The organism is Arthrobacter sp. efr-133-TYG-104 (assembly GCF_030208915.1).
Taxonomy (GTDB): domain Bacteria; phylum Actinomycetota; class Actinomycetes; order Actinomycetales; family Micrococcaceae; genus Arthrobacter.
On the sequence record NZ_JARVTA010000006.1, the window covers coordinates 42,015 to 66,381 of the forward strand.

The following is a 24,367-nucleotide window of genomic DNA, read 5'->3' on the forward strand; positions in this document are numbered from 1 at the left end:
GCCTGGGTTAGGGTTTCGGCGTCGGCGAGGCAGTATCCGTGGGCGAGGCGCTGGGCGCAGCAGTGTCGGTTGGGGTCGGGGTCGGGGTCGGGGTTGGGGACGCCGACGGCGGTATCGATGCCGATGGAGACGCGAGCGGCTGGGCCTGCGCCTGGCTGGTTGTCGAGTAGACCACATCCACGAAGTAGTTGGTCGCGTTCCAGGAATTCGCAGGCACCACGCCGCCGGAGCCGTACTGGTACAGGCCATTATTTGGCCCGCTTGCCGTGAATACTCCGCTCGTCCAGGTCTGATTGAAGAAGGCCGAGGTGTAGGAGTAGTTCCCGTTCGGCGCCAGATAGGAGACCACGTACGTCTGTCCGGTAGCCAGGGCAACGGGAGCGGAAAGGGTGGCAGTCTGCCAGCCGGTGGCCGTCTCATTGGTGAAGGTCACCTGTGCCAGCCGTGTCCCGGAGGAGTCCCAGAGCGATCCGACATGCGTTCCGGTGTTCCCCGTGCCCTTGTAGAAGCGGATCCCCGTGACGCTGCCGGCCTGGGAAACGCTGAAGGCTGTGCCGAGCTCCACGGAGCTTCCATCGGCGGCTGACGCCACCTGTGGCGCAGAAGACCCGAAGATCGTCGACAGCTGCGCTGAGGCGTCGGCCGTGGTGAATTGCCAGGTGGTGGCCGGGAAGCTTTGGCCTTGGGCGGACACCACGTTCGACACATTTGCTGTCACTACGGTGCTGTTGGGGAGTGCCGCCGCTGGAGTGAAGGTCACCGTCTTGTGGTCAGCTGACAGTGCCGCGGTCCCCGCAACCTGGGCGCCGTTCGCCGTGAGGGTGAACGACGCGCCACTGTTGATGGCTGACGAGAAAGTCAGGGATGGAGCGACGTCGGTGGGTATGCCAGTGGCGCCCGGCGCAGGTACCTGGCTCATAATTGCCAACGGGGGAGTGGTTACCGCGAAGAGCAGATCAACCATGTAATTGGCGCTGGAGGAAGCACTCGGGAAGTCACTGTTGTAGGCGAAAGCCCCTGAGTCCGAGGCTGTGCGCAGCGGTCCGCTGGTCAAACCGGAGCCGAACCCACCCGCAGTGTAGGAGTAACTACCTGTGGGTGACTTGTACGCCACCACATATTCCGTATTGGCGGTGATGGATACCGGCTGGCTGAACATGGCTGTCTGCCACCCGGAGCTGGACTCGTTGGCGAAGGTGACAGTTGCCAGCAGTTGGCCGGATGTGGTGTACAGCGAGCCGGTGTGCGTGCCCGTGTTCCCTGCCGCCTTGTAGAACCGGACCCCGGTGACTTGGCCTGCCGTGTCGCTGGCAAACCGGACTCCCAAGGACAGCGGGATACCGTCGGTGGCGTCCGGCGTCGAAGGCGTTACGGTGTCCTGGAACAGCGTGCAAGGACACGTTCCGGGAGTCCTGGGCGTGGGAACCGTGGTGAACGCCCAGGTGCCGCCGCTGGACATCGGCTGTCCTGACACAGCGGTGGCGGTCACCGTGGCTGTGTAGGAAGTCCCGGCAGCCAACGGCGACGATGGTGTGAACGTGACTTTCCGGGCCGTCTGGTCATAGCTGGTGGTGCCGGCTACCGAAGCGCCGTTAGTGACCTTGAGGTCCAGGGAAACGCTTGACGCTACCGCAGCCTCAGAGAGTACTGCGCTGACGGCCGTATTCAGCGGGACGCTCGATGAGCTCGGAAGCGGTGCCTGCGATCCAACGGTGAATGGTGGGTTGGGAACGGTGACGATGACATCCACCAGATAGCTCGCGGTCGAATGTGAGGCGGGGAAGGTACCGCTGTAGGTGTAGGCGCCCGCGTCCGAGGCAGCCCGCAGCGGGCCAACGCTCATACCCGAACCGAATCCATTGCTCGTGGCCGAGTAGGTACCCGTGAGTGACTTGTAAGCGACGATGTAGTCAGTATTTGCGGCCATCTGCACGGGCTGGCTGAACATGGCAGTCTGCCAACCGGAGGAGCTCTCATTGGTGAAAGTCACAGTGGCCAACTGCTGGCCGGCGGCGGTGTAGAGGGCTCCATTATGGACATCCGTGTTGCCGGTGGACTTGTAGAACCGCATACCGGTTATCTGACCGGCAGAGACGCTGGAGAACCGCACACCCAAAGTCAGTGGAACCCCCTCCCGCAATTCGGCAATGCCAGGGGTCACGGAATCGTCAAAGAGGCTGCACGGGCACGCGCCCGGAACCGGAAGCGTCGCCGCCGTCGCAAAGGACCATGTACCGCCGGAGGTCACAGGGCCGCCGATCGCATCGGTGCCGCTCAACGTCGCGGTGAACTGCGTGCTGAAAGCGAGATCGTTCGACGGCGTGAACGTCGCCCGCCGCGTGGTGGGGTCGTAAGCCGTTGTTCCGGCCACAGGTCCGGATGCGGACTGCAGGCTCAGCTGGACACTGGAGGCTGTGACCGGCTTGGAGAACACTGCGCTCACCGTCGTCTTGACGGAAACGCTCGACGACGACGGGAACGGGGTTTGACTCGTGGCGGTCATGGGCGTGGTGTCCACCGTGCTGAAGATAGCGTCGGCGAAGTAGTTGGCTCCGTTGAAGCTGGACGTGGGGAACCCGGCAGAGGTGTTGTAAACACCCGCTGGCTCAGCTCCGAAACCGCCAGCCACGGTCAGCGGGGTATCGCTGGATCCGAAAATGGCCCACTGGTAGTCCTTACTGGCGTAGTGCCCGTTGGGCGCCCAATAGGACACCGTATATTTCTGGCCGGTCGAGACCGGGACTGCCTGGCTGAACAGCGCTGATTGCCAGCCCGTGGCCGTCTCATTGGTGAAAGTCACCTGGGCCAAGCGCTCGCCGGTGGAGCTCCACAACGAGCCGATGTGCGTTCCGGTGTTGGCCGCGCTCTTGTAAAAGCGGACACCGGTAATGAAGCCGTCCGCTGAGGCGGTGAAGCGCAAGCCCATCTCATAGGCGCCGCCGTCGCCGGAATCGGCGAGTGCCGGAACCGTTTGTCCGAAGACGCTGTAGGGGCCGTTCACGGTCAGGTTCACCGTTGAGGCCGTTCCGATGTTGGCGCTGTCGTCAATGGCCCGGACCATGATGGTTGCTGTGGATATGCCCTTCTGTATGTAGGTGTAGCTCCACGTTTGGCGGCCCTGGGCGGGGTGCCACGTTTTTCCGCCGTCGGTTGAGGCCTCGACCCCGGCAACCATGCCGCCGACGTCGGCTGCCGTGCCCGTGACTGTGACGCTGCTGCCTTGTGCCAAGGTCGAAGGGTTGGCCGGAGCGTTGATGGTCACTGTTGGTGCGGTCTTATCGCTGCTGGCTGTGGCGGGGACGAGGCCAGCGGCCAGAGTAGCTGGTTGGGCCCCCATGTCTGCCAGGAGATTGACCTGGGCTTGGCGCATTCGAGGATCGGCCGGGGCACCGTTGCCGTCGTGGTTTTGGTCCAGTCCCCACGTCCACTGAACACTTCCTGCGGAGAAGACCAAGGCGCCGCTGGCGGCTTTGTAAAGGGTGGTGTGGTGGGTCGTAGTGCCTGGAGCCACTGTGTTGCCAAAGTCCTGTAGGTATTCGGGAACGCTGCCCACCGTGGTGGATAGGTCAATCAATCCGGCAGGGCGGAAGCCGTTGTCCAGGTCCTCGTCAGATTCGTAGCCGACAGTGTGGGGGGCCAAGGCCGCGGTGGTGCCGGCGGCAAGCGTGGTCAGGGATGTGTTGCGCCAGAGCCGGTTCTTGCCCTCATCGGAGGAGACGGTGACGGCCAGGTCCGAGTGGTTGGACATGTACAGCGTGCCCGTCACTGCATTCTCGGGGAGTCCTGCGCCGTTCGCTTGGGAAGCGAAGCGGGGATCACGCCACGTGCCTGTCCACGTCGTGCTGGGATCGATCTTGGCGTTGGCCCACGTTTCTTTGTAACAGGTCAAGGTACGGTTTGCTGTCCCGTCCACGGAGGATGGTTCAAACCGGGTGTGCCAGTACATCTCATTGCCGGAAAGGAACTGCAGGTTTACTCCGGCGTCCCGGGCTGCCGTGACGTTGGCCCGTTGCGGTCCTGACCAGTATTCATCGTGGCCCACGGACAGGTACACCTTGTGGTTGAGCAACTCCGCACCATTGCGGTCGGCATCGAGCCCGCTGATGTAGCTGACGTCGTAGCCGTTTTGCTCGAGGAAGCGCACCATCGGGTACTCATTGGAGAAATAGAAATCCCTGCCTCCGACCCCGTCCCGGGTGGTAACGGGACGGTTGTAGCTGGCCTTGTATGAGCGCCCGTTTGCAGCGCCTTGGTAGAAGTCCGAGCCGCCGTAGGTGTTGTAGGCCTGCCACGATTCGTCTGCGGTTTGGAAAACCACAGCTGAGTGGTTGCCGTCGTTGCGCACGATGAAGGTGATGTGGCTCTTTGCACCGGTATCCGGACGGGTGAGAAGCGCGATGTAGACCCCGGAGACCGCGGTGGCGGGAACCTGCCAGGTGGCAGATACTGCCCACGTGCCACAGTCGTAGAGTTCGGTGGTGACATCGGTGCGGCATGCCGGTTGCCTCTGGCGCAGGACCGTGGGCGTGACATCCGCTATTTTGCGGGCGCCATTCCCGCCGTACCACCCCGTGCGGTAGATACCGATGGTGTACGTTGCCGCGGTGGTATCGATCTTGAAGTCGAGGGGTTGGCCTGCGTTAACGCTGATGTCCGTGGAGAAGCCTTGGATGGTGTCGTCCCCGGCGCCGTTGATGTCCCATTCCGACTGCGGATTGCCCGGTTTGGAGTTCTCACATGCAATGGGGTTTACCACCGGAGCGCACGGCCCCGCTGCCAGGGCCGGGGGTGCTGTGAGGGGCAGCATGGCAATGACCGTGGCGATCACGGCGGGCATAAGGAAGCCCTTGATGATTGGCCGGGGCCGGACAGCTGAAGAACCGTGCATCAGAACTCCTGGGGTGGTACGCCAATTGCGAATACGGGTCCGCGTTTTTGACGCACGGTCCCTGCTTGCCGCTCCCCAGCCAGGGTCAAACCAAGATCTTCAGTTATGGAACTACGGGCACTTTTCCTGGTTTGTCGTTCCGAAGATCTGGACCGTATCCGGCGAGGGATCGACTGTCATTTCGAAGCCGACGCCGGATTACCGGAACGCATCCGCCAAATAACCCTTGGCAGGAGTGTAGGTGGGGTGCCCTCCCAGCCGCAAGACCTTCCGGCAACGGATCCGCGGTTATCAGCCAAACAGCAGTAGATTTAGGGGACACACACACCCGGACCAGCCAGGAGATCCGAAGCGCCTTGCATTTGAAAAGTTTGACTGTCCGCGGATTCAAGTCCTTTGCGTCGGCTACGACGTTCGACTTCGAACCCGGCGTCACAGCGGTGGTGGGTCCCAACGGCTCGGGCAAATCCAACGTTGTGGATGCCCTTGCCTGGGTCATGGGGGAGCAGGGTGCAAAGACATTGCGCGGCGGCAAGATGGAAGACGTCATTTTCGCCGGCACATCCGGCAGGCCGCCCCTGGGGCGGGCGCATGTCTCCTTGACCATCGACAACGCCGATAACGCACTGCCCATCGAGTACAGCGAAGTCACGATCGCCCGGACCCTGTTCCGCACAGGCGGCTCCGAATACGCCATCAACGGTGCACCCTGCAGGCTCTTGGACATCCAGGAGCTCCTCTCCGATTCGGGCTTGGGCCGGGAAATGCACGTCATCGTCGGGCAGGGCCAGCTTGATCGGGTATTGCATGCCACCCCCGAAGACCGCCGCGGATTCATCGAAGAAGCGGCCGGAATCCTCAAACATCGCCGCCGCAAGGAAAAGACGGTCCGCAAGCTCGAAGCCATGCAGGCCAACTTGGCGCGGCTCGGTGACCTCACGGCGGAAATCCGGCGCCAACTCACGCCCTTGGGCAAGCAGGCGGCGATCGCCAGGCGCGCGCAAACGGTTCAGTTCGATGTCAGGGACGCCCGTGCCCGTCTCCTCGCCGATGACCTGGTTCAGTTGCGAACCACCTTGGAACGGGACGTTGCCGATGAAACGGCGCTCAAGGAACGCCGCGGGGTCGTTGAGGAGCAACTCGCCCTGGGCCGGCACAGGCAAGCTGCCCTGGAGCTTCGGGCTGCGGAGGCAACGCCGCGCCTTAACGCCGCCCGGGACCACTGGTACCAGCTCTCAGCAGCAAGGGAACGGCTCCGATCGCTGGGATCGCTGGCGACAGAACGCCGTCGTCTCTTGGGCTCCTCCGATTCCGCGCCGGATCCAGGCAGGGACCCGGAACAGCTCGAACGCCAGGCAGCACGGGTCCGCGCAGAACAAGCCGCACTCGAGCTGGACATCCAAACCAAGCAGGCAGCACTTCTTGAAGCAACCGTGGCCAAGGACGCGGCCGAAGCGATCGCCGCGGCCGAAGACAAACGGCTCACAGCAATGTTGCGGGCCGCCGCTGATCGCCGGGAGGGCCTGGCCAGGCTTGCCGGCCAGGTTGCCGCAGCCAGGTCCCGCGCGGAGGCTGCGGAGGCTGAACTCGGACGTTTGCGGGAATCGCTCACGCAAGGCGACGAACGCCGTCGTAAGGCCCAGAGCGAATTCACAGCCCTTGAGTCGCAAGTGGCCGGAGCGGAGGATGGCGAGGAAGGCTTGGACGCGGAGTACGAGGACGCCAATGCAGCCCTCGACGCGGTGCTCGCCGAAATCGAAGAACTCAAAGCAGCCGAACGGGACGCAGTCCGTGAGCGCGATGCCCTCGCTGCGCGGCGGGACGCACTGGAACTTGGAATGAGCCGCAAAGACGGTTCCCAGCACCTGCTGTCCGCTGGCAGCCAAGCGATCCTCGGGGCGCTCGCAGGGCAAGTGGCGATTGAGCCGGGGTACGAGGCGGCCATAGCAGCCGCGCTTGGCAGCGCATCGGATGCGTTGATGGTGGCGGACCTGGACGGCGCTGTTGCAGCCCTGAGGATCTTGAAAGACGACGACGCCGGACGCGCGGCGCTGCTGCTGGCCACCGGTCCGAATCCCGAAGTCCGGGAACAAGGGAGCACCCTACAAGCCAGCCCGCTTCCGGCAGGGTGCCGGTGGGCCGCCGACGTCGTCACCATTGCGGATCCCGCCGCCCACGGTGCGCTGGAGCTCCTTGCCCGGACGGTCGTCGTCGACGACGTGGCCGTCGCTGCTGAGGTGGTGCGCGAGCAGCCGCACCTCATCGCTGCCACGCGCGAAGGGGATATCTTCACCGCTTTGACGGTCACGGGTGGTTCGGCAACCGCGCCTTCCGTGCTGGAAATCCAGGCGGCAATGGACGACGCCGCTGCCCGCCTTCAGGAGGTCACGGCACGTCTGGAACGGGGTCGTTTCGCCTTGGCCGGTGCGCAGTCGCGCCGCGCCGAAGCGCAGGAGCGAGCTGATGCGGCCTTGGAACGGCTGCACGAATCCGATGCCCGCCTCGCTGCCGTTGCTGAACGCCTGGGCCACTTGAATTCGGTCCTTCGCAGTGCCGTTGGGGAAAGTGAGCGGCTTGCTGCGTCCATGGCCAAAGCCGAGGAGAACATTGCTACGGCCCAACTGGACCTGGAAGTCGCAGCCGAGCGCCTGGCCGCGGCCCAGGAAGCCCCGGAGGAGGAGCCGTCCACCGATCAGCGCGACGAGCTCGCAGCGCAGGCACGGGTTGCGCGCTCCCGTGAAACAGAAGCCCGCCTGACTCTTCGAACCGCCGAAGAGCAAGTAAGCGCCTTGGTGAATCGGGCCACATCCCTTGAACGGGCCGCAGCCACCGAACGCCGTGCCCGTGAAGAAGCGGCGAGGCGTGCCCAGCGACGCCGGGCCCAAGCCCAACGCGCAGCTGCCGTGGCAGCCGCGGTGGAGCGGACACTCCTTTTCGCGGACATTTCCTTGGCTGAGGCCGGACGTGAACGCGACCTCGCCGAGGAACGGCGCGAACTGGTGGACAAGGAACTGACCGAGGTTCGGGCGGGAAACGAGGCCTTGGCCGGTGAGCTTGCCCGCTTGACCGATTCGGTGCACCGGGATGAGATGGCCCGTACCCAACAGCGCCTGCGCATCGAGGCGTTGGAAAGCAGATCCATCGAAGAATTGGGGCTTTCCGCCGAGCAGCTCGTCACCGATTACGGTCCTGACCTGCCCGTGCCTGCACTGCCGGTTTCGACCCCCGACAAATGGGCGGAACTCCGGGTCCCCGTCGATGAGCACGGCGAAGCAGTGGTGGAGGGAGTTCCGTTCGTGCGGGCGGAACAGGAGAAACGCCTGAAGAAAGCTGAACGGGAATTGGCTGCCTTGGGGAAAGTCAATCCATTGGCCTTGGAGGAGTTCGCGGCCCTTGAGGAAAGGCATCAGTTCCTCAGCTCCCAGCTCGAGGATCTCAAAGCCAGCCGAAAGGACTTGTTGGACATCATCAAAGAGGTCGACAACCGCGTCGAACAGGTTTTCAGGGAGGCATTTGCCGATACGGCGGCACAGTTCGACCACGTTTTCGCCAGGCTTTTCCCGGGTGGAGAAGGACGCTTGGTGCTTACGGACCCCGATGACATGCTGACCACCGGCATCGAGGTTGAGGCCAGGCCCGCTGGGAAAAAGATCAAGAGGCTTTCGCTCCTGTCAGGGGGTGAGCGTTCACTGACAGCCGTCGCTTTGCTCGTGGCGATCTTCAAGGCCCGCCCCTCGCCCTTCTACGTCATGGACGAGGTTGAAGCCGCGCTGGATGACACCAACCTTGGCAGGCTGATCACCATCTTCGAAGAACTCCGTGAATCCAGCCAGCTGATCGTCATCACCCACCAGAAACGGACCATGGAGGTCGCTGACGCGCTGTACGGGGTGACCATGCGGGGCGATGGCGTCTCCACCGTGATCAGCCAAAGGCTCGGTGCCCGCGCATAGCTTTATGAGAGGGTAGTGGGGTGAACGATTTCCTACCCATAATTCTGTCCATTGTCGCTGCGCTCGTGGTGGTCGGCGGACTCGTGCCGGTCCTGGTGAAGGCCCGGAAGTCCGGGGCCACGTACTCCGGAACGCGTGATTCCAACGATCCCGTCCAGTCGTCGGCAGCAGGCGGCGGAACCCTTGTGGAGGACCGCCCCGATTCGGTGACTGCCCCCGCTCCCACCACCTTCGATGGCGCCACCGAGGGCGTCGACGTTCCCGATGACGCCGCCGGGTTGGAGACCATAGCCAGGGATACTCCGGCGCCAGTGGATGGCAGGCTCACCCGCCTCCGTGCCCGGCTGGTCAAGTCCAACAACATCCTGGGCAAAGGCCTCCTGGCACTCCTGTCCGGTGACAAGATCGACGAGAACGTCTGGGACGAGGTGGAGGAGACCCTCCTGATGGCCGACCTCGGCACCGAGCCCACCATGGAACTTGTGGACGCGCTGCGTGAAAGGGTCAAGGTCCTCGGCACCCGCAGCCCCGAACATGTCAAGGCGATGTTGCGCGAAGAGCTGGTCAAGCTCGTGGATCCGGACATGGATCGGTCCCTCAACGTGACACGCAAGGCCGACCGTCCCGCCGTCGTGCTTGTTGTCGGAGTTAACGGCGTTGGCAAGACCACCACGGTGGGCAAGCTCGCGCGCGTCCTCGTGGCCGAAGACAAAGATGTGCTGCTTGGCGCCGCCGATACTTTCCGTGCAGCCGCTGCCGAGCAGCTGGCTACCTGGGGCCAGCGCGTAGGCGTCCCGACCGTGAAGTCCGACGTCGACGGCGCCGACCCTGCCTCTGTGGCTTATGAAGCCGTCAAGGCGGGCATCGACCAGGAAGTGGACGTAGTGATGGTCGATACCGCGGGCCGCCTGCAGAACAAGACCGGCCTGATGGATGAGCTCGGCAAGGTCAAACGTGTCATCGAGAAGCTCGCCGAGGTAGATGAAGTCCTGCTGGTCCTCGATGCAACCACAGGACAAAACGGCCTCAACCAGGCACGTGTGTTCGCTGAAGTGGTCAACATCACCGGAATCGTGCTGACCAAGCTCGACGGCACGGCAAAGGGCGGGATCGTGGTGGCCATCCAGAAATCGCTGGGTGTCCCCGTGAAACTCATTGGCTTGGGCGAAGGTCCGGATGACCTCGCCCCCTTCGACGCAGAAGGCTTCGTGGACGCGCTGCTGAACTAACCCAACGAACCCGTTGTGGATTTAGGCTGTGGGTTCCTCAGCGGTTCGCGGGCCATCAGCCAGGCGGCAGCCGTCAGGATCAGCACTCCGCCGGTGATGCCGAACGCCCACCCGTAGCCGAGGCGATCGGCAAGGAGCCCGGCCACAACGGGGCCGATGATGGCGCCGGTGTCAGAAGCCATTTGAAAGACGGCCAGCACCTTTCCTCCGGAGCGGCCACGGCCAATGACATCGGCGACGGCGGCCTGCTGGGCCGGTCCGAGCAGGCCCGAGCCGAAGCCTGCCACCGCCGAAGCCGCGAGGAAGGCTGGCACACCGGACGTCAACCCGATGACTCCGGTTGCCAGCCCGGTCACAAGCAGGCCGGGGATCAGGAGGGGCTTGCGTCCCCAGGCGTCGGCAAGACGTCCCGAAAAGGTCAGGGACAGGGCGTTTCCCAGGGCAAAGACGGCCAATGCCCAGGCTGCTGTCCCGGGACCGGATCGCAGTGCGGCAGCGGCGAACAAAGGAATGGTGGCCATGCGAACGCCAAAAGTCACCCAGCCGTTGCCAAAGCTGGAGAACACCGCCGCGCGGTAGGCAGAGTCCGCCAGCGCCTCCTTCAGGTTCATCGCCGGTGCAGCAGGCCCTTCCCTGGAGATCTTTCCTTCTCCGCTAAGGCTCGTGCGTACCACGAGGGCCGCCACCAACAATGCACCGGCATACGCGAGGAAGGGAACGCGGAGCCCGAACCCGGCCAAGAGGCCCCCCACCACGGGGCCGAGTACGCTGCCGATGAGGAACGAGGAGGCGTAAGCACCTGAGACCTGCCCCCGCCGTTCGGGCGGGGCAAGTTTGATGAGCAGGCCCATGGCGGCAACAGTGAACATCACCGAACCAGCCCCGCCCAGGCCGCGGAAGATCAGTAGCTGCCAATAGTTTTGGGCGAACGCGCAGGCAGCGGTGGACGCTGCCACGATCAGCAGACCGGACACGTAGACGTTCCGCTCGCCAAAGCGGCCGATAAGGGCGCCACCCGCCGGGGCGAAAATGAGCCGCATGAATGCAAAGATGCTGACGATAACGGCGGCAGCAGTGGCGCCGACGTCGAACGTCGTGGCGAACTGCGGCAGGACCGGAGCGACAAGTCCGAATCCCAAGGCGATGAGGAACGCGGCGACGAGCATCACCTTGATGTCCCGGGGTAGCTGGACTTTTGCGGTCCGGGCCCCTTCAGCCATGCGGGATTCGGGACTGGTGGTCATCGCGGTGTGGTCCTTTGGCTGGCTCGGAAGGTATGGACGGGACTGAAGGTGCGGACGGGACTGACGAAACATATCCGTAACACGTGTGATATGCACCATTTACGTTGGAGAAGTTCTTGTAACAGCCCTGCAATCTAAAACCTTCGCAGGTGAAACACTGCGCAACCAAACTCTTCTGTAGAACGCAAATGCGTTGGGACAGGCGGCTTAGCCCGCATCTTAAGCAGAGAGGACGCAGACATGGACTTCACCGCCGGTCTCGTTTGGCTCCTGGTCGCTTCAGCATTCGTGCTGTTCATGACCCCGGGCCTGGCATTCTTCTATGGTGGCATGACCCGCGCCAAAGCCGCCTTGAACATGATGATGATGAGCTTCATCGCCATCGGCACAGTGACCCTCGTGTGGGTGCTGTGGGGTGCCTCGATGTCCACCAGCAACACGGATAATTTCTTCCAGATTTTCGCGAACCCGTTCAGCCACTTTGGCTTGCACAACTTCACGGACCCGGCTGACCTCCTCCACGTTGGATACGCTGCCACGTTCGCGATCATTACGGTTGCCCTGATCTCCGGTGCGATCGCCGACCGCGCCAAGTTCTCGGCGTGGACCTTGTTTACCCTCATCTGGGCCACGCTGGTCTACGCACCCATGGCCTACATGGTGTGGGGCGGCGGGCTCTTCTCCAAGGATGGCTGGTTCGGACAGACTTTCGCGCCGGTCATCGACTTTGCCGGTGGAACCGTGGTTCACATCAACGCCGGTGTTGCCGGCCTGATCCTGGTCCTGATCATTGGCAACCGCAAAGGCTTTGGCCGCGACCCCAACCACCGCCCGCACAACGTTCCGCTGGTCATGCTCGGTGCAGCGATCCTCTGGTTCGGTTGGTTCGGCTTCAACGCCGGGGCAGCAGCAAACGTCCAACAAGCAGGGCTCATCTGGATCAACACGCTTGCGGCACCTGCAGCGGCGATGCTCGGTTGGTTGATTGTTGAACGAATCCGCGACGGACACCCCACCTCGCTCGGAGCTGCCTCCGGTGTTGTTGCCGGTCTTGTGGCCATCACTCCGGCTTGCGCGAACGTGTCCCCGCTCGGTGCCATTGCGCTCGGCGTGGCAGCAGGCGTTGCCTCAGCCCTGGCCGTCGGACTGAAATTCAAGCTTGGTTATGACGACTCGCTCGATGTTGTCGGAGTCCACCTGGTGTCAGGCGTCATCGGAACGGTTGCCATCGGTTTCCTTGCGACCCCCACCCAGGGTCCCGCAGGAGTGTTCTACGGCGGCGGAACCACCCAGTTGGTGGCACAGTGCCTTGCAGCCCTCTGCTCCATCATCTTCACCGGAGTTATGACGTTCATCATTGCCTACCCGATCCACAAGCTCATGGGCTTCCGTATCAGCGAACGCCAGGAAATCGCCGGTGCAGACCTCAGCCTGCACGCAGAAACGGCCTACGAGTTCGGCGTCGGGGGCCACGGCGGGAGCTTCCAGCCCCTCCACGACCTCATCACCGGCAAGGTGACGGCCGAAGCCGAAGCACCCGTCTCAGGCAAGGAGAGTGTCCAAGCATGAAACTCATCACGGCGATCGTACGGCCCGAGAAGTTGGACGCCATCCGGGAAGGCTTGGAGGCCTACGGGGTGCAGGGACTGACGGTCAGCGCGGCCAGCGGCTATGGCCGGCAGCGTGGTTACACCGAGGTGTACCGCGGTGCTGAGTACAGCGTGGACCTCCTGCCCAAGATCCGAGTAGAAGTGCTGGCAACCGATGAGCAAGCCGACGATATCCTCGACGTCTTGATTGCGAGCTCCAACACTGGCCGTGCCGGCGACGGTAAGGTCTGGACCGTGGACGTGCATGAGGCCATCAGGGTTCGCACGGGCGAGCGCGGCGCGGCAGCCATTTGAGTTCGGCAGCCATTTGAGTTCTGCCTCACGCTAAACCAAACGAACGTAGAAACGACAAACGGACCGGGTGCCGATCAAGGTGCCCGGTCCGCTGTGCGTTCCGACGACGAGGGCCGCCGGGTTTCCGACGAAGTCAGCCAGCCACCGAGGTGGGCCAGTCAGCGGGCCCGGCACTGCCGGCGTCGTACTCTTCCAAGGGAACCGTGCCCCGCTCCCAGGCCCGGAGGACAGGTTCGATGATCCGCCAGCAGTCCTCGGCGGTATCGCCGCGGACGGACAGCAGGGGATCGCCAGCCAAGATGCCCTCCAAGACTTCTCCGTAGGGCAGCAACTCGCTGGCGTTCAACTCAGCGATGAGGTTTGCGCGATCCAGGCTAAAAACGTCGCCGGGGCCGTTGACGTCGACGTCGAGCTCAAGGACATCCGGGCCGAACCCGATCCGGAGCTGGTTGGGGGAGTCCACGCCGGTGAAGCCGTTGGGGAGGTGGGGGACCGGGCGGAAAGTGATGACGGCTTCTTTCCGTTTGGGGCCGATGGCCTTGCCCGAGCGAAGAATGAAGGGGACACCCTTCCACCGCCAGTTATCGATGTCCACTTGGACCTCGGCGAGGGTTTCAGTGTTCCGTTTGGGGTCCACCCCGGCTTCGGCGGTGTAATCGGGGACCGTCCGGCCAGCGAGCTTGCCTGCTGTGTAACGGGCCCTGTGCGTGGAGCGGGCGTAGGGGGCCTTGATGCTGCTGGCCCGCAGGACGGTGGCGACGGCGTCGCGCAAGTCCTGCGCGTTGATGCTGGCCGGGGCGTCGATGGCCAGAAATGCCATGATGTGGAGCAAGTGGCTCTGGATCATGTCGCGGAGTGCACCGGCGCCGTCGTAATACCGGGCTCGGCCCTCCAAAGCCAAGTCCTCGTCGAACACGATCTCTACCTTTTCGATGTGTTCCCGGTTCCACACCGGCTCCAGGAACCTGTTGGCAAAGCGCAGTCCCAGGATATTGAGCACGGTGGCTTTGCCCAGGAAGTGATCCACGCGATGGATATGGTCCTCGGGAACCAGGGCGGCCAGGGTCTTGTTCAGCTGATGCGCTGACTCGGTTCCGGATCCGAACGGTTTCTCCATCACCAGCCGCGTGCCCGCGGGCAACTGATCCCGATGCAGGACCTCGCACGCCTTCTGGCTGATGTGGGGTGGCAATGCGAAGTACACCGCCACGGGTCCTTCCAGCTGCGCAAGGAGCTCTGCCAACGGACCATTGGCAGTGACATCGACTTGGTGGTAATCGGTGGATTTCACAATGCCGGCAAGGGCCTTCCGCCCGGAAGCATCCGCGGCATCGGACGCTTGCTTGAAAGCGTCCGTGACCCTTTCCTGCCACTGATCCGTGGTCCACGCGTCCGATCCGGCGCCGACCAGCTGAAGTCCTGGCGCCCTGCCGCTGGCCAGGAGCCCCGCAAGTCCGGGCAGCAGGAGCCTGCCTGTCAGGTCCCCGGACGCGCCGAGGATGAGCAAAGTTTTAATGCTTGTTTTGTCGGTCACCTTGCCAGCATGCCATCTTGCAGGCCCGGCTTGGTACCCTAGATAGTCGAGTCCCGTAGTTGAGACATATTTGTTGGGGCAAGAATCGTCAAGACTATGGCGTGCCGCATTGGCCGCCATTCGTAGACCATCGAAAGAAGTGCACGGCGCGTGTTCAATTCACTCTCTGACCGGTTGACAGCAACCTTCAAGAACCTTCGTGGCAAGGGGCGGCTCTCGGAGGCCGATGTCGATGCCACCGTCCGGGAGATCCGCCGCGCCCTGTTGGACGCGGACGTTGCCGTATCTGTGGTCCGTGAGTTCACATCGCGCATCCGCGAACGTGCACTCGGTGCGGAGGTCTCTGGTGCCCTGAACCCCAGCCAGCAGATCGTCAAGATCGTCAATGAGGAACTCGTGGAGATCCTTGGCGGCGAAACCCGGCGTATCCGCTTGGCCAAGACAGGCCCCACGGTCATCATGCTCGCGGGTCTCCAAGGTGCGGGTAAGACCACCCTTGCCGGCAAGCTGTCCAAGTGGCTCAAGGCCCAGGGCCACAGCCCCCTGCTGGTCGCTTGCGACCTCCAGCGTCCCAACGCCGTAACCCAGTTGCAGGTAGTTGGCCAACGCGCCGGTGTCCCGGTGTTCGCACCACACCCGGGCGCCACGTCCGAGCTTGAGCACCCGGCCGGGGACCCTGTTGCTGTCGCCAAGGCCGGCGTCGAAGAAGCGCGCCAGAAGCTGCACGACGTCGTCATTGTTGACACCGCCGGGCGCCTCGGCGTCGACGCGGAGATGATGGACCAGGCCCGCCGGATCCGCCAGGCGATCATCCCCAACGAAGTCCTGTTCGTGATCGATTCCATGATCGGCCAGGACGCCGTCAACACGGCACTGGCGTTTGACGAAGGCGTTAACTTCACGGGCATTGTCCTGTCGAAGCTCGACGGCGATGCGCGCGGCGGCGCGGCGCTGTCCGTGGCATCCGTTACCGGCAAGCCGGTGATGTTCGCATCCACCGGTGAAGGCCTGGATGACTTCGAACTCTTCCACCCGGACCGCATGGCTTCGCGCATTCTTGACATGGGCGATGTCCTCACGCTCATCGAGCAGGCTGAGAAGGCCTGGGACAAAGATGAAGCCGCGAGGATGGCGAAGAAGTTCGCTGACCAGGAAGACTTCACCCTGGACGACTTCCTGGCCCAGATGCAGCAGATCCGCAACATGGGTTCCATGAAGAAAATGCTCATGATGATGCCGGGCGCCCAGAACATCCGTCAGCAGTTGGAGAACTTCGACGAGCGGGAAATCGACCGGGTCGAAGCCATCGTCCGCTCCATGACTCCGCACGAGCGGGTAGCCCCCAAGATCATCAACGGTTCGCGTCGTGCCAGGATTGCCAAGGGCTCGGGCGTGCACGTTTCCGAGGTCAATGGTCTCTTGGAACGTTTTGGCCAAGCCCAGAAGATGATGAAGAAGCTTGCCCAGGGCGGCGGGATGCCAGGGATGCCCGGCATCCCCGGTCTTGGTGGCCCAGGCGGCGGCCGTAAGGGCGGCAAGAACGCGCCGAAGAAAAAGCCGCGTTCAGGCAACCCGGCCAAGGCGGCCCAGGAACTGCGCGAGGCTGAGGCCAAGCGGGCCAACGCATCCGCAGCAGCACCTACCGGCGCCGCTTTCGGTCAGAACATGGCAGACTTCGATCCCTCTTCGCTCAATCTTCCCAAGGGTTTCGACAAGTTCCTGGGTAAGTAATCCGGTACATCACTGGATGTCCGGGCCGTGGAATAGGCTGATCGAATGCATAAGCAGCGCGTAGTCTTCGTTCACGGCTTGGGCAGCTTTGGGGCAGCGGCATGGCCGAAGCAGCACGGCATGGCTTTGGCTTATGACGCACTTTTCCTGCGTCGGCACGGTTTTGACGCCCGTGCCGAACCGCTGGCCTCTGACGTCGCGGCAGATGTCGCCATCCTCATCAACGCGTTGAACGATGCCGGTGGGGGCCACGTCGTTGCACATGAGCAAGGCGCCATTTCCGCCATGGTGGCGGCAATTGAACGGCCTGACCTGGTGTACTCGCTTTCGCTGGTTGAGCCGGCCTGCTTGTCACTGACGGCGGAACTCCCGGCCACGGCCTCCCACAGGGCGCTCATGGAGCCGCTGTTCGAGGTGCGGACGCAACTGAACGACGTCGATTATCAACGCGAGTATTTTCGGCGGGCATTCTCTGCCGAAACCGGTGAAGTGGACACCCCGGAGGCCTTGCGCGCTGCCCGGAGGCTCAGGTTGCAAGCACCGCCCTGGGAAGCGCCCCTGCACATCGTTCCCGGGGTTCCTACCTTGGTCCTCACCGGTGGCTGGGAGCCGTTGTATGAAGAGATTGCTGGCTACCTGCGGGAGACCGGTGCCCTCCACCGCGTAGCGGCAGGCGGGCACCGGCCCCAGGATTCCATCGACGGCGACCGTGTCATCCGGTCCTTCGTCGCGGACGTCGGGCGGGCAATGTCAGTTCAGGCGTCCTGAGTCGTCGCCTGCCGCGGAAGGCACTTCAAGTTCGGGCAGATAAACCTTCCCACCCGCAGCAAGGAATTCCTGGCTCTTTTCGCGCATCCCGGCGTAAATTCCCGCGATGGCTTCCTGTGACTGGGCTGAGCCGAATTCATCGCGGATGTCCTGGCTGATTCGCATGGAACAGAACTTGGGGCCGCACATAGAGCAAAAGTGGGCGGTTTTTGCCGGTTCCGCAGGGAGGGTTTCGTCGTGGAAGGACTCTGCCGTGACGGGGTCCAGGGACAGGGCGAACTGGTCCCTCCACCGGAACTCGAAGCGTGCCTTGGAAAGCGCGTCATCCCGCTCGCTGGCCCCTGGGTGGCCCTTGGCAAGGTCAGCGGCGTGGGCAGCGATCTTGTAGGTGATCACACCGGTCTTTACGTCGTCCCTGTTGGGCAGCCCAAGGTGTTCCTTGGGGGTCACGTAGCAGAGCATCGCAGTGCCGTAGCGGGCGATTTCGGTGGCGCCGATGGCGGAGGTGATGTGGTCGTAACCCGGCGCGATGTCCGTGACCAATGGGCCCAGTGTGTAGAACGGCGCGCCCTTGCAGAGTTCCTGTTGGCGCTCAACATTTTCGCGGACCAGGTGGAAGGGGATGTGTCCGGGGCCTTCCACCATGACCTGGACATCGAACTCCCACGCGCGGTGGGTCAGTTCTGCCAGCGTGTCCAGTTCCGCGAACTGCGCGGCGTCGTTGGCATCGGCGATGGAGCCGGGGCGCAGACCATCACCGAGGGAGAAGGCGACGTCGTACTTGGCGAAGATCCCGCACAGCTCATCGAAATGGGTGTACAGGAAATTCTCCTGGTGGTGGGCCAGGCACCACCCTGCCATGATCGAACCACCTCGGGACACGATGCCTGTGACGCGGTCCGCCGTCAGCGGCACGTAGCGCAGCAGGACGCCGGCATGGATCGTCATGTAATCCACACCTTGTTCGCATTGCTCGATCACCGTATCGCGGAAGATTTCCCACGTCAGTTTGTTGGCTTCGCCGTTGACCTTTTCCAGTGCTTGGTAGATGGGCACCGTTCCGATCGGTACCGGGGAATTGCGGACGATCCACTCGCGGGTCGTATGGATGTCATCGCCCGTGGACAGGTCCATGACGGTGTCCGCACCCCACTGGGTGGCCCACTGCAATTTGTCTACTTCGTCCCTGATGGAACTCGTGACTGCCGAGTTTCCGATGTTGGCATTGATTTTCACCAGGAAAGCCTTGCCGATAATCATGGGCTCGGACTCGGGGTGGTTGATGTTGCTGGGGATGATGGCACGCCCGGCTGCAACTTCACTCCTGACAAGTTCCACGTCGCAGTTTTCCCGAAGCGCCACGAACCGCATTTCCGGGGTGACGATTCCTTGCCGCGCGTAGTGCATCTGCGTGACGGTCCTGCCCTCGACGGCGCGGCGGGGCACAGGTTGCGTGCCCTTCCACTCAGCCGAGGCCGCTCCGCGGCGAACGGCGGACTTCCCGTCGTCGAGCAGGTTCCGGCCACGCCCGGAATAGACTTCCGTGTCGCCCCGGGACTGAATCCATGGGGCCCTGAAGGGTTCAAGACCCACCACTGGGTCACTGCCAGGACCCGCCGTGCGGTATACCCGCAAGGGAGGGTTGGGGTCGCCGTTGGGAGAGGACTCCAGTGCGATCTCGGTGACGGGGACCCGGATGTCGTGCGCGGGATCCTCAAGATAGGCCAGCGAGTGTGACTGGGATTGGGCAGGGTTGTGCTGTGTTTCGGTGTTACTCAAGGGACTGCTCACTTCCTTCGCCGGCATTACCCGGACAGGTTCAACGGTCGCAGACTGCATCAGTCCGATCTCAGCCCCTGCAGGGGCACCCGTGTGGTCGTAGACGAAGCTATCACAGCCTTAAGGGACGTCCCAGCCCTGTGGGTCCGGACTAGGCTTTTGCCATGGCCAACATCATCGAATTCTCCGGACCCGTCCTTGTCTCGGCTGACGAGGAACGGCGAGGGCTGTGGTCAGTGGATGGCCAGCTGACTTTTGACCGGCCTTCCGCCCCGCCGGACGCGGTGTTGGACGGTTGGGTCCTGCCGGGATTCGTTGACGCCCATTGCCACATTGGGCTGGGAGTGGGCGGGGCGGTTGATGAGCAAACCACGCTCGCCCAGGCCCAGGCGGACCTCGACGCCGGGACGCTGCTGATCCGTGACGCCGGATCGCCAACCGATACCCGCTGGGTCCAGCAACGGGAGGACTTGCCTCGCTTGCTGAGAGCTGGCCGGCACATCGCCCGGAGCCGACGCTACCTGCGGGGCTTGGGCCATGAGATTGAACCGTCCGAACTTGTCGAAACAGTCCGCAAGGAGGCACGCGACGGCGATGGCTGGGTCAAGCTCGTTGGTGACTGGATCGACCGGGACATGGGGGATCTAGCGTCCTCTTTTCCTGCAAAAACCGTCAAAGACGCCATCGCTGCAGCCCATGACGAAGGAGCCCGGGTCACAGCCCATTGCTTCGCCGAGGGCACCATCGATGAGATGCTCGACGCCGACATCGACTGCATCGAGCACGCCACGGGGCTACTGCCGCGGCACATTCCCCGCTTGGTGGAGCAATCCGTTCCGATCGTCCCCACGTTGGTCAACATCGCGACTTTTCCCGATATCGCAGACCAGGCAGCAGCTAAATTTCCTGCGTACGCCCAACACATGGTCCGGCTGTGGGAGCGGAGGCGGGAACGTGTGGCGGAAGCCTTCGAAGCGGGGGTGGCGATTTATACCGGCACTGATGCGGGCAGCGTTATCAAGCACGGCAGGATCGCGGATGAGATGGCGGAACTGCACGACGCCGGCCTTCCGCCACTGGCCGTCTTGGAGGCTGCAACGTGGGGCGCGCGGAGATGGCTCGGGGCCCAGGGCATTGCGGAACGTGCCAGTGCCGACGTCGTCGTGTGCGATGCCGATCCCAGGCGCCAACTGGACACCGTTTCATCGCTTCGGCACGTAGTGCTAAGGGGAAACATCGTGTTGAGGCGAAACGCCGGTCTTTAGGAATAAATTGAAGCTTCAAGTAATTTAGAAAGATAGAAGGTGCCTAAAGGGCGGCAACCTCGGAACCAGGAGCTTCACATGAGCACATCATCAACCACAGGACCATCCAACCAGGATCTCCTTCCAGCGGAACTCACCATGGGCACCGTCATGCTCAAGGTGGGCGACATGACGCTCATGAGTGACTATTACCAGCGCGCACTTGGCCTGGAAGTTGTGGCGGAGCAGGATGGCGGCCTGTACCTCGGCCGCGTGGGCAAGCCCGTGGTGCATCTGGCGCCCGCGTCGGGGCTGCTCCTTCCCGGCCGTGGCGAGGCAGGGCTCTTCCACACTGCGATTCTCTTCGAAGACCAGCCTTCGCTGGCTGCCACCATTGCAACCGCAGCCGAGTATGAGCCGCGGGCATTCGTGGGCAGTGCCGACCATCTGGTGAGCGAAGCCTTCTATTTCACCGATCCCGAGGGCAATGGCATTGAGCTCTATTACGACAAGCCGCGCGAAGTGTGGCAGTGGGACGGCAAGAACGTGGTGATGGACAATGTCGCCTTGCCGCCACAACGATTCCTTCAGCAGCACCTGAGCGAGGCGGCGGTGACGGGGCAGCGGCAGGCTGCCGCCGGCGTCGGGCATGTCCACCTGCAAGTAGGCGACGTCCAGACCGCGCAGGATTTCTACGTTGGGACCCTTGGTTTCGAACGGACCGCCGGCTGGCACGGCCAGGCACTGTTCGTCTCCGCCGGTGGCTATCACCATCACATGGCCATGAACGTTTGGAACAGCAGGGGCGCCGGACCGCGCAAAGATACCTTGGGGCTGGGCGAAGTACTGATCGAAGTGCCGGCGAATGATGACGTCGCAGCCCTGGCTGATCGGCTCAAGGTGGCCGGAATCGACCATCACCACACGGGCTCCGAGCTCCGTTTTGACGATCCTTGGCGGAACAAGCTGCGCGTCGCTGTTCGCTGAGCCAAGCGTCAGCCCATGGAGGGGGAGGGTGCTCCGCACTGCATTAGGCTGGGCAATGACGTCACCGGACTCCGTGCGGGCCGGATGTCGTCGCCCCGTCAGCACGAACGAATGAGAGTACTCTCCCATGGGCTTTGCCGAAATATTTGTAGCCACCCACGCTGAAGCACTCAAGCGCGCCGCCGCCTTGGACCGGGGAGCTGAAGCTGCCGGTCCCGCCGTCAGGATCAATGGCATCACGGATTTTGAGGTTGAGCAGTTGGGCGACCTTGCCGGCCAGGCCGTGCATGCTGCTGGGGCCGACTACGAACTCGCGCTCGTCGATGTCACCAGCGACGCACTTCTGGGCGTTCCGGAGGCCATGGTCAAGGCCCTCGCTGAACTCCTCACTTACGAGAACGAAGGCGATGGCAATGTCCTCGATGACGTTGCCGTGGCTTGGGCCGAGCAGGATGACATGCCTTTCGACGCCGCCGCATCGCGACAATACGTCCAGCAATTGGCGGCCCTGGCTACTGATGTCGAAAAGACCGATCGTGCCGGTCTCTATGTATGGTCCGTCTGAGCGGCTGTCTCTCCCGAATTAGCGACTTTCAGCAGGCTGTAGTGACCAATCACACATGGCCGTCTGAGGCCTAAGTCGTAATCGTTCCGGTCATCTGGCACAATAGACAGGTACTCGATCGGCGCGGCCCCTCTCTCCGTGCTCGTATCTTGTCCTTCGAACCGTCAAGTATGGCCCGCCCCACGGGTGCAGAACGTCGGGTTCAACTCTTTTCAGAAACAGGAGTGACCACAAAAGTGGCCGTAAAGATTCGCCTTAAGCGCTTCGGTAAGATGCGCGCACCGTACTACCGCATTGTCGTCATGGATGCCCGCGCCAAGCGCGATGGCCGTGCCATTGAAGAAATCGGCAAGTACCACCCCACCGAAGAGCCGTCGTACATCGAGGTCGCTTCCGAGCGCGCCCAGTACTGGCTCTCCGTTGGCGCCCAGCCCACTGAGCAGGTTGCAGCGATCCTCAAGATCACTGGTGACTGGCAGAAGTTCAAGGGCCTGCCGGGCCAGGAAGGCACCCTGAAGACCAAAGCTCCGAAGGAAGCCTTCGTAGCACCGGAGAAGGGTTCCGTTATTATCCCGGAAGCCATCACCAAGAAGGCCAAGAAGGACGAGGCCGCTGAGGCTCCGGCCGAGGCTGAAGCAGAGACCACCGAGGCTGAGTAAGTTGCTGGCAGAAGCGCTCGAGCACTTGGTTCGTGGGATCGTTGACAGCCCTGAGGATGTCAAGGTCAGCGCCAAGAACAACCGCCGCGGGGAGTCCCTTGAGGTGCGAGTTCACCAGGAGGACCTCGGACGGGTGATCGGCCGTCAAGGACGCACAGCACGCGCACTGCGCACTGTGGTTGCGGCTTTGGCCGGTGGCGAGCAGGTCAGGGTCGACGTCGTCGACACCGACCGTCGCCGGTAACGCGCTCAGCACTGCTTGTCTTAAGTCCGGCCCCTTCACCGAATATGGTGGAGGGGCCGGATTGCTTTATCCCTAAAGTCATTACCGTGGCCCCGGCGGCACGGCATACAAGAATTCAGAGGAACCCATGCAGCTCCAGGTTGCCCGGATCGGCAAGCCCCACGGCATTCGCGGCGAGGTAACGGTGCAGGTACTGACCGACGCTCCTGCTGAGCGTTTTGTCGCTGGAACCGAGTTCGTCGTGGAGCCGGCGTCCGCCGGTCCGCTGACCATCCGCAGTGCCCGATGGAACAAGGACATCCTCCTGCTCGGTTTTTCGGAGATCGCCGATCGGAACGAAGCTGAGGCCATCCGTGGCGCGAAGCTCTTCATAGAGACCGAAGAGCTCGACGGCGACGATGACGACGAAGGCTGGTACGAGCACGAGCTCGTTGGCCTGGAGGCGCGTGTTGGACCTCGGGTGGTCGGCAAAGTTGCCGCCCTCACTACTTTGCCGGCCCAGGACCTCCTGACGGTCACGACGGAGGACGGCAAGGAAATCCTCATTCCCTTCGTCGATGAAATCGTGCCCGAAGTGAACGTCGAGGACGGGTACATTGTGGTGACCCCGCCTGATGGCCTGTTTGACATCAACAACGAGACAGGTGAGGAGCCCGGAGACGCTCCCGGGGATGACGCCTGAATGAGGATCGACGTCGTCAGTATCTTTCCGGAGTACCTGGCCCCGCTGGAGCTCTCGCTCATAGGCAAGGCTCGCCAGGACGGTCTCTTGGAGCTCAACGTTCACGACCTTCGCAGCTTCACAACCGACCGGCACCGGACCGTGGATGACACACCATATGGCGGGGGTGCCGGTATGGTCATGAAGCCCGAGCCCTGGGCCCAGGCGCTCGAATCCGTGGTCCGGGCAGGCGATGGCTCCAAGCCGGTACTGATTGTTCCTTCGCCCGCTGGGGAGCGCTTCAACCAGGCGCTGGCCTACGAGCTTGCCGAGGAAGAGCAGCTTGTCTTCGCGTGTGGCCGCTACGAGGGCATCGACGAACGTGTCATCGATTGGGCACAAGACCACTTCCGGGTACGTCCGGTCAGCCTTGGCGATTACGTGCTTAACGGCGGCGAAGTGGCTGTGCTTGCCATGGTCGAGGCCATCGGACGACTATTGCCCGGGGTTGTCGGCAACCCCGAATCACTCATTGAGGAGTCCCACTCCGATGGCCTATTGGAGTACCCCGTGTACACCAAGCCGTCAGCGTGGCGTGACCACGATGTCCCGGCCATCCTGCTGAGCGGGAACCACGGCAAGATCGCCCAGTGGCGCCGGCACGAGCAGTTCCGCCGCACAGCCGAGCGGCGGCCGGACCTCTTGGCGGAATACGACGCCGGTTCCTTGAGTCGCGCGGACAAAAACGCACTCGCCGAACTGGGATACGACGTCGTTGATGGCCGCCTGCGGTCCCGAGCTGGCGGCGAGACGGACAACTAATCCCGAGGCGCCGCCGTCGAGCCTTTCGTTCGAGCGGTGTCCGAGCAGCCGGTTGGCCGGATGCTCCGTCATATGGCAGAATTAACCCTTGTGTCTGCTGGGCTGACACCTGCCACAGGGGGAGTTCAGCCAACAGTTGGACAACCGGCGACGCT

The 24,367-nt window shown here is 63.0% G+C and carries 17 protein-coding genes and 1 riboswitch; of the genes, 13 read left to right on the forward strand and 4 right to left on the reverse strand.

Features of this window, described 5'->3' with window-relative positions:
• Positions 1-7 precede the first annotated feature (7 nt).
• Positions 8-4,888, reverse strand: a complete 4,881-nt coding sequence (locus QRN04_RS05905; RefSeq protein ID WP_284975229.1) for a DUF4082 domain-containing protein — start codon at positions 4,886-4,888, stop codon at positions 8-10.
• A 356-nt stretch (positions 4,889-5,244) separates the two neighbouring features.
• Between QRN04_RS05905 and smc the strand changes: the two genes are divergently transcribed.
• Together smc and ftsY are read left to right on the forward strand one after the other, a co-directional pair.
• Positions 5,245-8,841, forward strand: coding sequence for a chromosome segregation protein SMC (gene smc / locus QRN04_RS05910; RefSeq protein ID WP_284975230.1), 3,597 nt, complete (start codon positions 5,245-5,247; stop codon positions 8,839-8,841).
• A gap of 20 nt (positions 8,842-8,861) precedes the next feature.
• Positions 8,862-10,070, forward strand: a complete 1,209-nt coding sequence (gene ftsY / locus QRN04_RS05915; protein ID WP_284975231.1) for a signal recognition particle-docking protein FtsY — start codon at positions 8,862-8,864, stop codon at positions 10,068-10,070.
• Here the strand turns inward: ftsY and QRN04_RS05920 are convergent.
• On the reverse strand, positions 10,067-11,314 hold the full coding sequence (locus tag QRN04_RS05920; protein WP_284975232.1) for an MFS transporter: 1,248 nt from the start codon (positions 11,312-11,314) through the stop codon (positions 10,067-10,069). The two genes, ftsY and QRN04_RS05920, sit on opposite strands and share 4 nt — an antisense overlap.
• Before the next feature lie 240 nt (positions 11,315-11,554).
• On the opposite strand from QRN04_RS05920, the gene QRN04_RS05925 reads away from it, so the two are divergent.
• Both QRN04_RS05925 and QRN04_RS05930 read left to right on the forward strand, forming a co-directional pair.
• On the forward strand, positions 11,555-12,883 hold the full coding sequence (locus QRN04_RS05925) for an ammonium transporter (protein WP_284975233.1): 1,329 nt from the start codon (positions 11,555-11,557) through the stop codon (positions 12,881-12,883).
• Positions 12,880-13,218, forward strand: a complete 339-nt coding sequence (locus tag QRN04_RS05930; RefSeq protein WP_284975234.1) for a P-II family nitrogen regulator — start codon at positions 12,880-12,882, stop codon at positions 13,216-13,218. The genes QRN04_RS05925 and QRN04_RS05930 overlap by 4 nt, the downstream gene beginning before the upstream one ends.
• Positions 13,219-13,351: 133 nt before the next feature.
• Here the strand turns inward: QRN04_RS05930 and QRN04_RS05935 are convergent, their stop codons facing one another.
• Positions 13,352-14,872, reverse strand: a complete 1,521-nt coding sequence (locus tag QRN04_RS05935; protein ID WP_284975235.1) for a glucose-6-phosphate dehydrogenase — start codon at positions 14,870-14,872, stop codon at positions 13,352-13,354.
• A gap of 30 nt (positions 14,873-14,902) precedes the next feature.
• On the opposite strand from QRN04_RS05935, the gene ffh reads away from it, so the two are divergent.
• Entirely contained in the window at positions 14,903-16,483 is a 1,581-nt protein-coding gene (ffh, locus tag QRN04_RS05940; protein WP_284975236.1) for a signal recognition particle protein, read from the forward strand.
• Between the two features lie 45 nt (positions 16,484-16,528).
• On the forward strand, positions 16,529-17,251 hold the full coding sequence (locus QRN04_RS05945) for an alpha/beta fold hydrolase (RefSeq protein WP_284975237.1): 723 nt from the start codon (positions 16,529-16,531) through the stop codon (positions 17,249-17,251).
• On the opposite strand, the gene thiC is transcribed toward QRN04_RS05945, so the two are convergent.
• Positions 17,234-19,057 carry a phosphomethylpyrimidine synthase ThiC gene (thiC, locus tag QRN04_RS05950; RefSeq protein ID WP_284975238.1) on the reverse strand — a complete coding sequence of 608 codons (1,824 nt, stop codon included), beginning with the start codon at positions 19,055-19,057 and terminating at the stop codon, positions 17,234-17,236. The genes QRN04_RS05945 and thiC overlap by 18 nt on opposite strands.
• Positions 19,026-19,133, reverse strand: a riboswitch (TPP riboswitch). (Overlaps the previous gene by 32 nt.)
• Positions 19,134-19,194: 61 nt before the next feature.
• Here thiC and QRN04_RS05955 point away from each other — a divergent pair.
• The 7 genes from QRN04_RS05955 to trmD all read left to right on the forward strand — a co-directional run bounded on the left by QRN04_RS05955 (position 19,195) and on the right by trmD (position 24,212).
• Complete coding sequence (locus QRN04_RS05955) at positions 19,195-20,295, forward strand: amidohydrolase family protein (RefSeq protein WP_284975239.1); 1,101 nt, start codon at positions 19,195-19,197, stop codon at positions 20,293-20,295.
• A gap of 78 nt (positions 20,296-20,373) precedes the next feature.
• Positions 20,374-21,261 carry a VOC family protein gene (locus QRN04_RS05960; protein ID WP_284975240.1) on the forward strand — a complete coding sequence of 296 codons (888 nt, stop codon included), beginning with the start codon at positions 20,374-20,376 and terminating at the stop codon, positions 21,259-21,261.
• 127 nt (positions 21,262-21,388) lie between these two features.
• On the forward strand, positions 21,389-21,826 hold the full coding sequence (locus QRN04_RS05965) for a hypothetical protein (RefSeq protein WP_284975241.1): 438 nt from the start codon (positions 21,389-21,391) through the stop codon (positions 21,824-21,826).
• A gap of 236 nt (positions 21,827-22,062) precedes the next feature.
• On the forward strand, positions 22,063-22,485 hold the full coding sequence (gene rpsP, locus QRN04_RS05970; RefSeq protein WP_024817151.1) for a 30S ribosomal protein S16: 423 nt from the start codon (positions 22,063-22,065) through the stop codon (positions 22,483-22,485).
• Position 22,486: 1 nt separating this feature from the next.
• Complete coding sequence (locus QRN04_RS05975; protein WP_011775119.1) at positions 22,487-22,729, forward strand: RNA-binding protein; 243 nt, start codon at positions 22,487-22,489, stop codon at positions 22,727-22,729.
• A gap of 127 nt (positions 22,730-22,856) precedes the next feature.
• Positions 22,857-23,411 carry a ribosome maturation factor RimM gene (gene rimM / locus QRN04_RS05980; RefSeq protein WP_284975242.1) on the forward strand — a complete coding sequence of 185 codons (555 nt, stop codon included), beginning with the start codon at positions 22,857-22,859 and terminating at the stop codon, positions 23,409-23,411.
• Positions 23,412-24,212 carry a tRNA (guanosine(37)-N1)-methyltransferase TrmD gene (gene trmD / locus QRN04_RS05985; RefSeq protein WP_284975243.1) on the forward strand — a complete coding sequence of 267 codons (801 nt, stop codon included), beginning with the start codon at positions 23,412-23,414 and terminating at the stop codon, positions 24,210-24,212.
• Positions 24,213-24,367 lie beyond the last annotated feature (155 nt).

Excerpts from the sequence above, each read along its gene's own strand:
- QRN04_RS05905 (WP_284975229.1), bottom strand. The coding sequence starts at position 4,888 with ATGCACGGTTCTTCAGCTGTCCGGCCCCGGCCAATCATCAAGGGCTTC.
- QRN04_RS05920 (WP_284975232.1), bottom strand. The coding sequence starts at position 11,314 with ATGACCACCAGTCCCGAATCCCGCATGGCTGAAGGGGCCCGGACCGCA.
- QRN04_RS05925 (WP_284975233.1), top strand. The coding sequence starts at position 11,555 with ATGGACTTCACCGCCGGTCTCGTTTGGCTCCTGGTCGCTTCAGCATTC.
- QRN04_RS05930 (WP_284975234.1), top strand. The coding sequence starts at position 12,880 with ATGAAACTCATCACGGCGATCGTACGGCCCGAGAAGTTGGACGCCATC.
- QRN04_RS05935 (WP_284975235.1), bottom strand. The coding sequence starts at position 14,872 with ATGGCGGCCAATGCGGCACGCCATAGTCTTGACGATTCTTGCCCCAAC.
- QRN04_RS05945 (WP_284975237.1), top strand. The coding sequence starts at position 16,529 with ATGCATAAGCAGCGCGTAGTCTTCGTTCACGGCTTGGGCAGCTTTGGG.
- thiC (WP_284975238.1), bottom strand. The coding sequence starts at position 19,057 with ATGCCGGCGAAGGAAGTGAGCAGTCCCTTGAGTAACACCGAAACACAG.
- QRN04_RS05955 (WP_284975239.1), top strand. The coding sequence starts at position 19,195 with ATGGCCAACATCATCGAATTCTCCGGACCCGTCCTTGTCTCGGCTGAC.
- QRN04_RS05960 (WP_284975240.1), top strand. The coding sequence starts at position 20,374 with ATGAGCACATCATCAACCACAGGACCATCCAACCAGGATCTCCTTCCA.
- QRN04_RS05965 (WP_284975241.1), top strand. The coding sequence starts at position 21,389 with ATGGGCTTTGCCGAAATATTTGTAGCCACCCACGCTGAAGCACTCAAG.
- rimM (WP_284975242.1), top strand. The coding sequence starts at position 22,857 with ATGCAGCTCCAGGTTGCCCGGATCGGCAAGCCCCACGGCATTCGCGGC.
- trmD (WP_284975243.1), top strand. The coding sequence starts at position 23,412 with ATGAGGATCGACGTCGTCAGTATCTTTCCGGAGTACCTGGCCCCGCTG.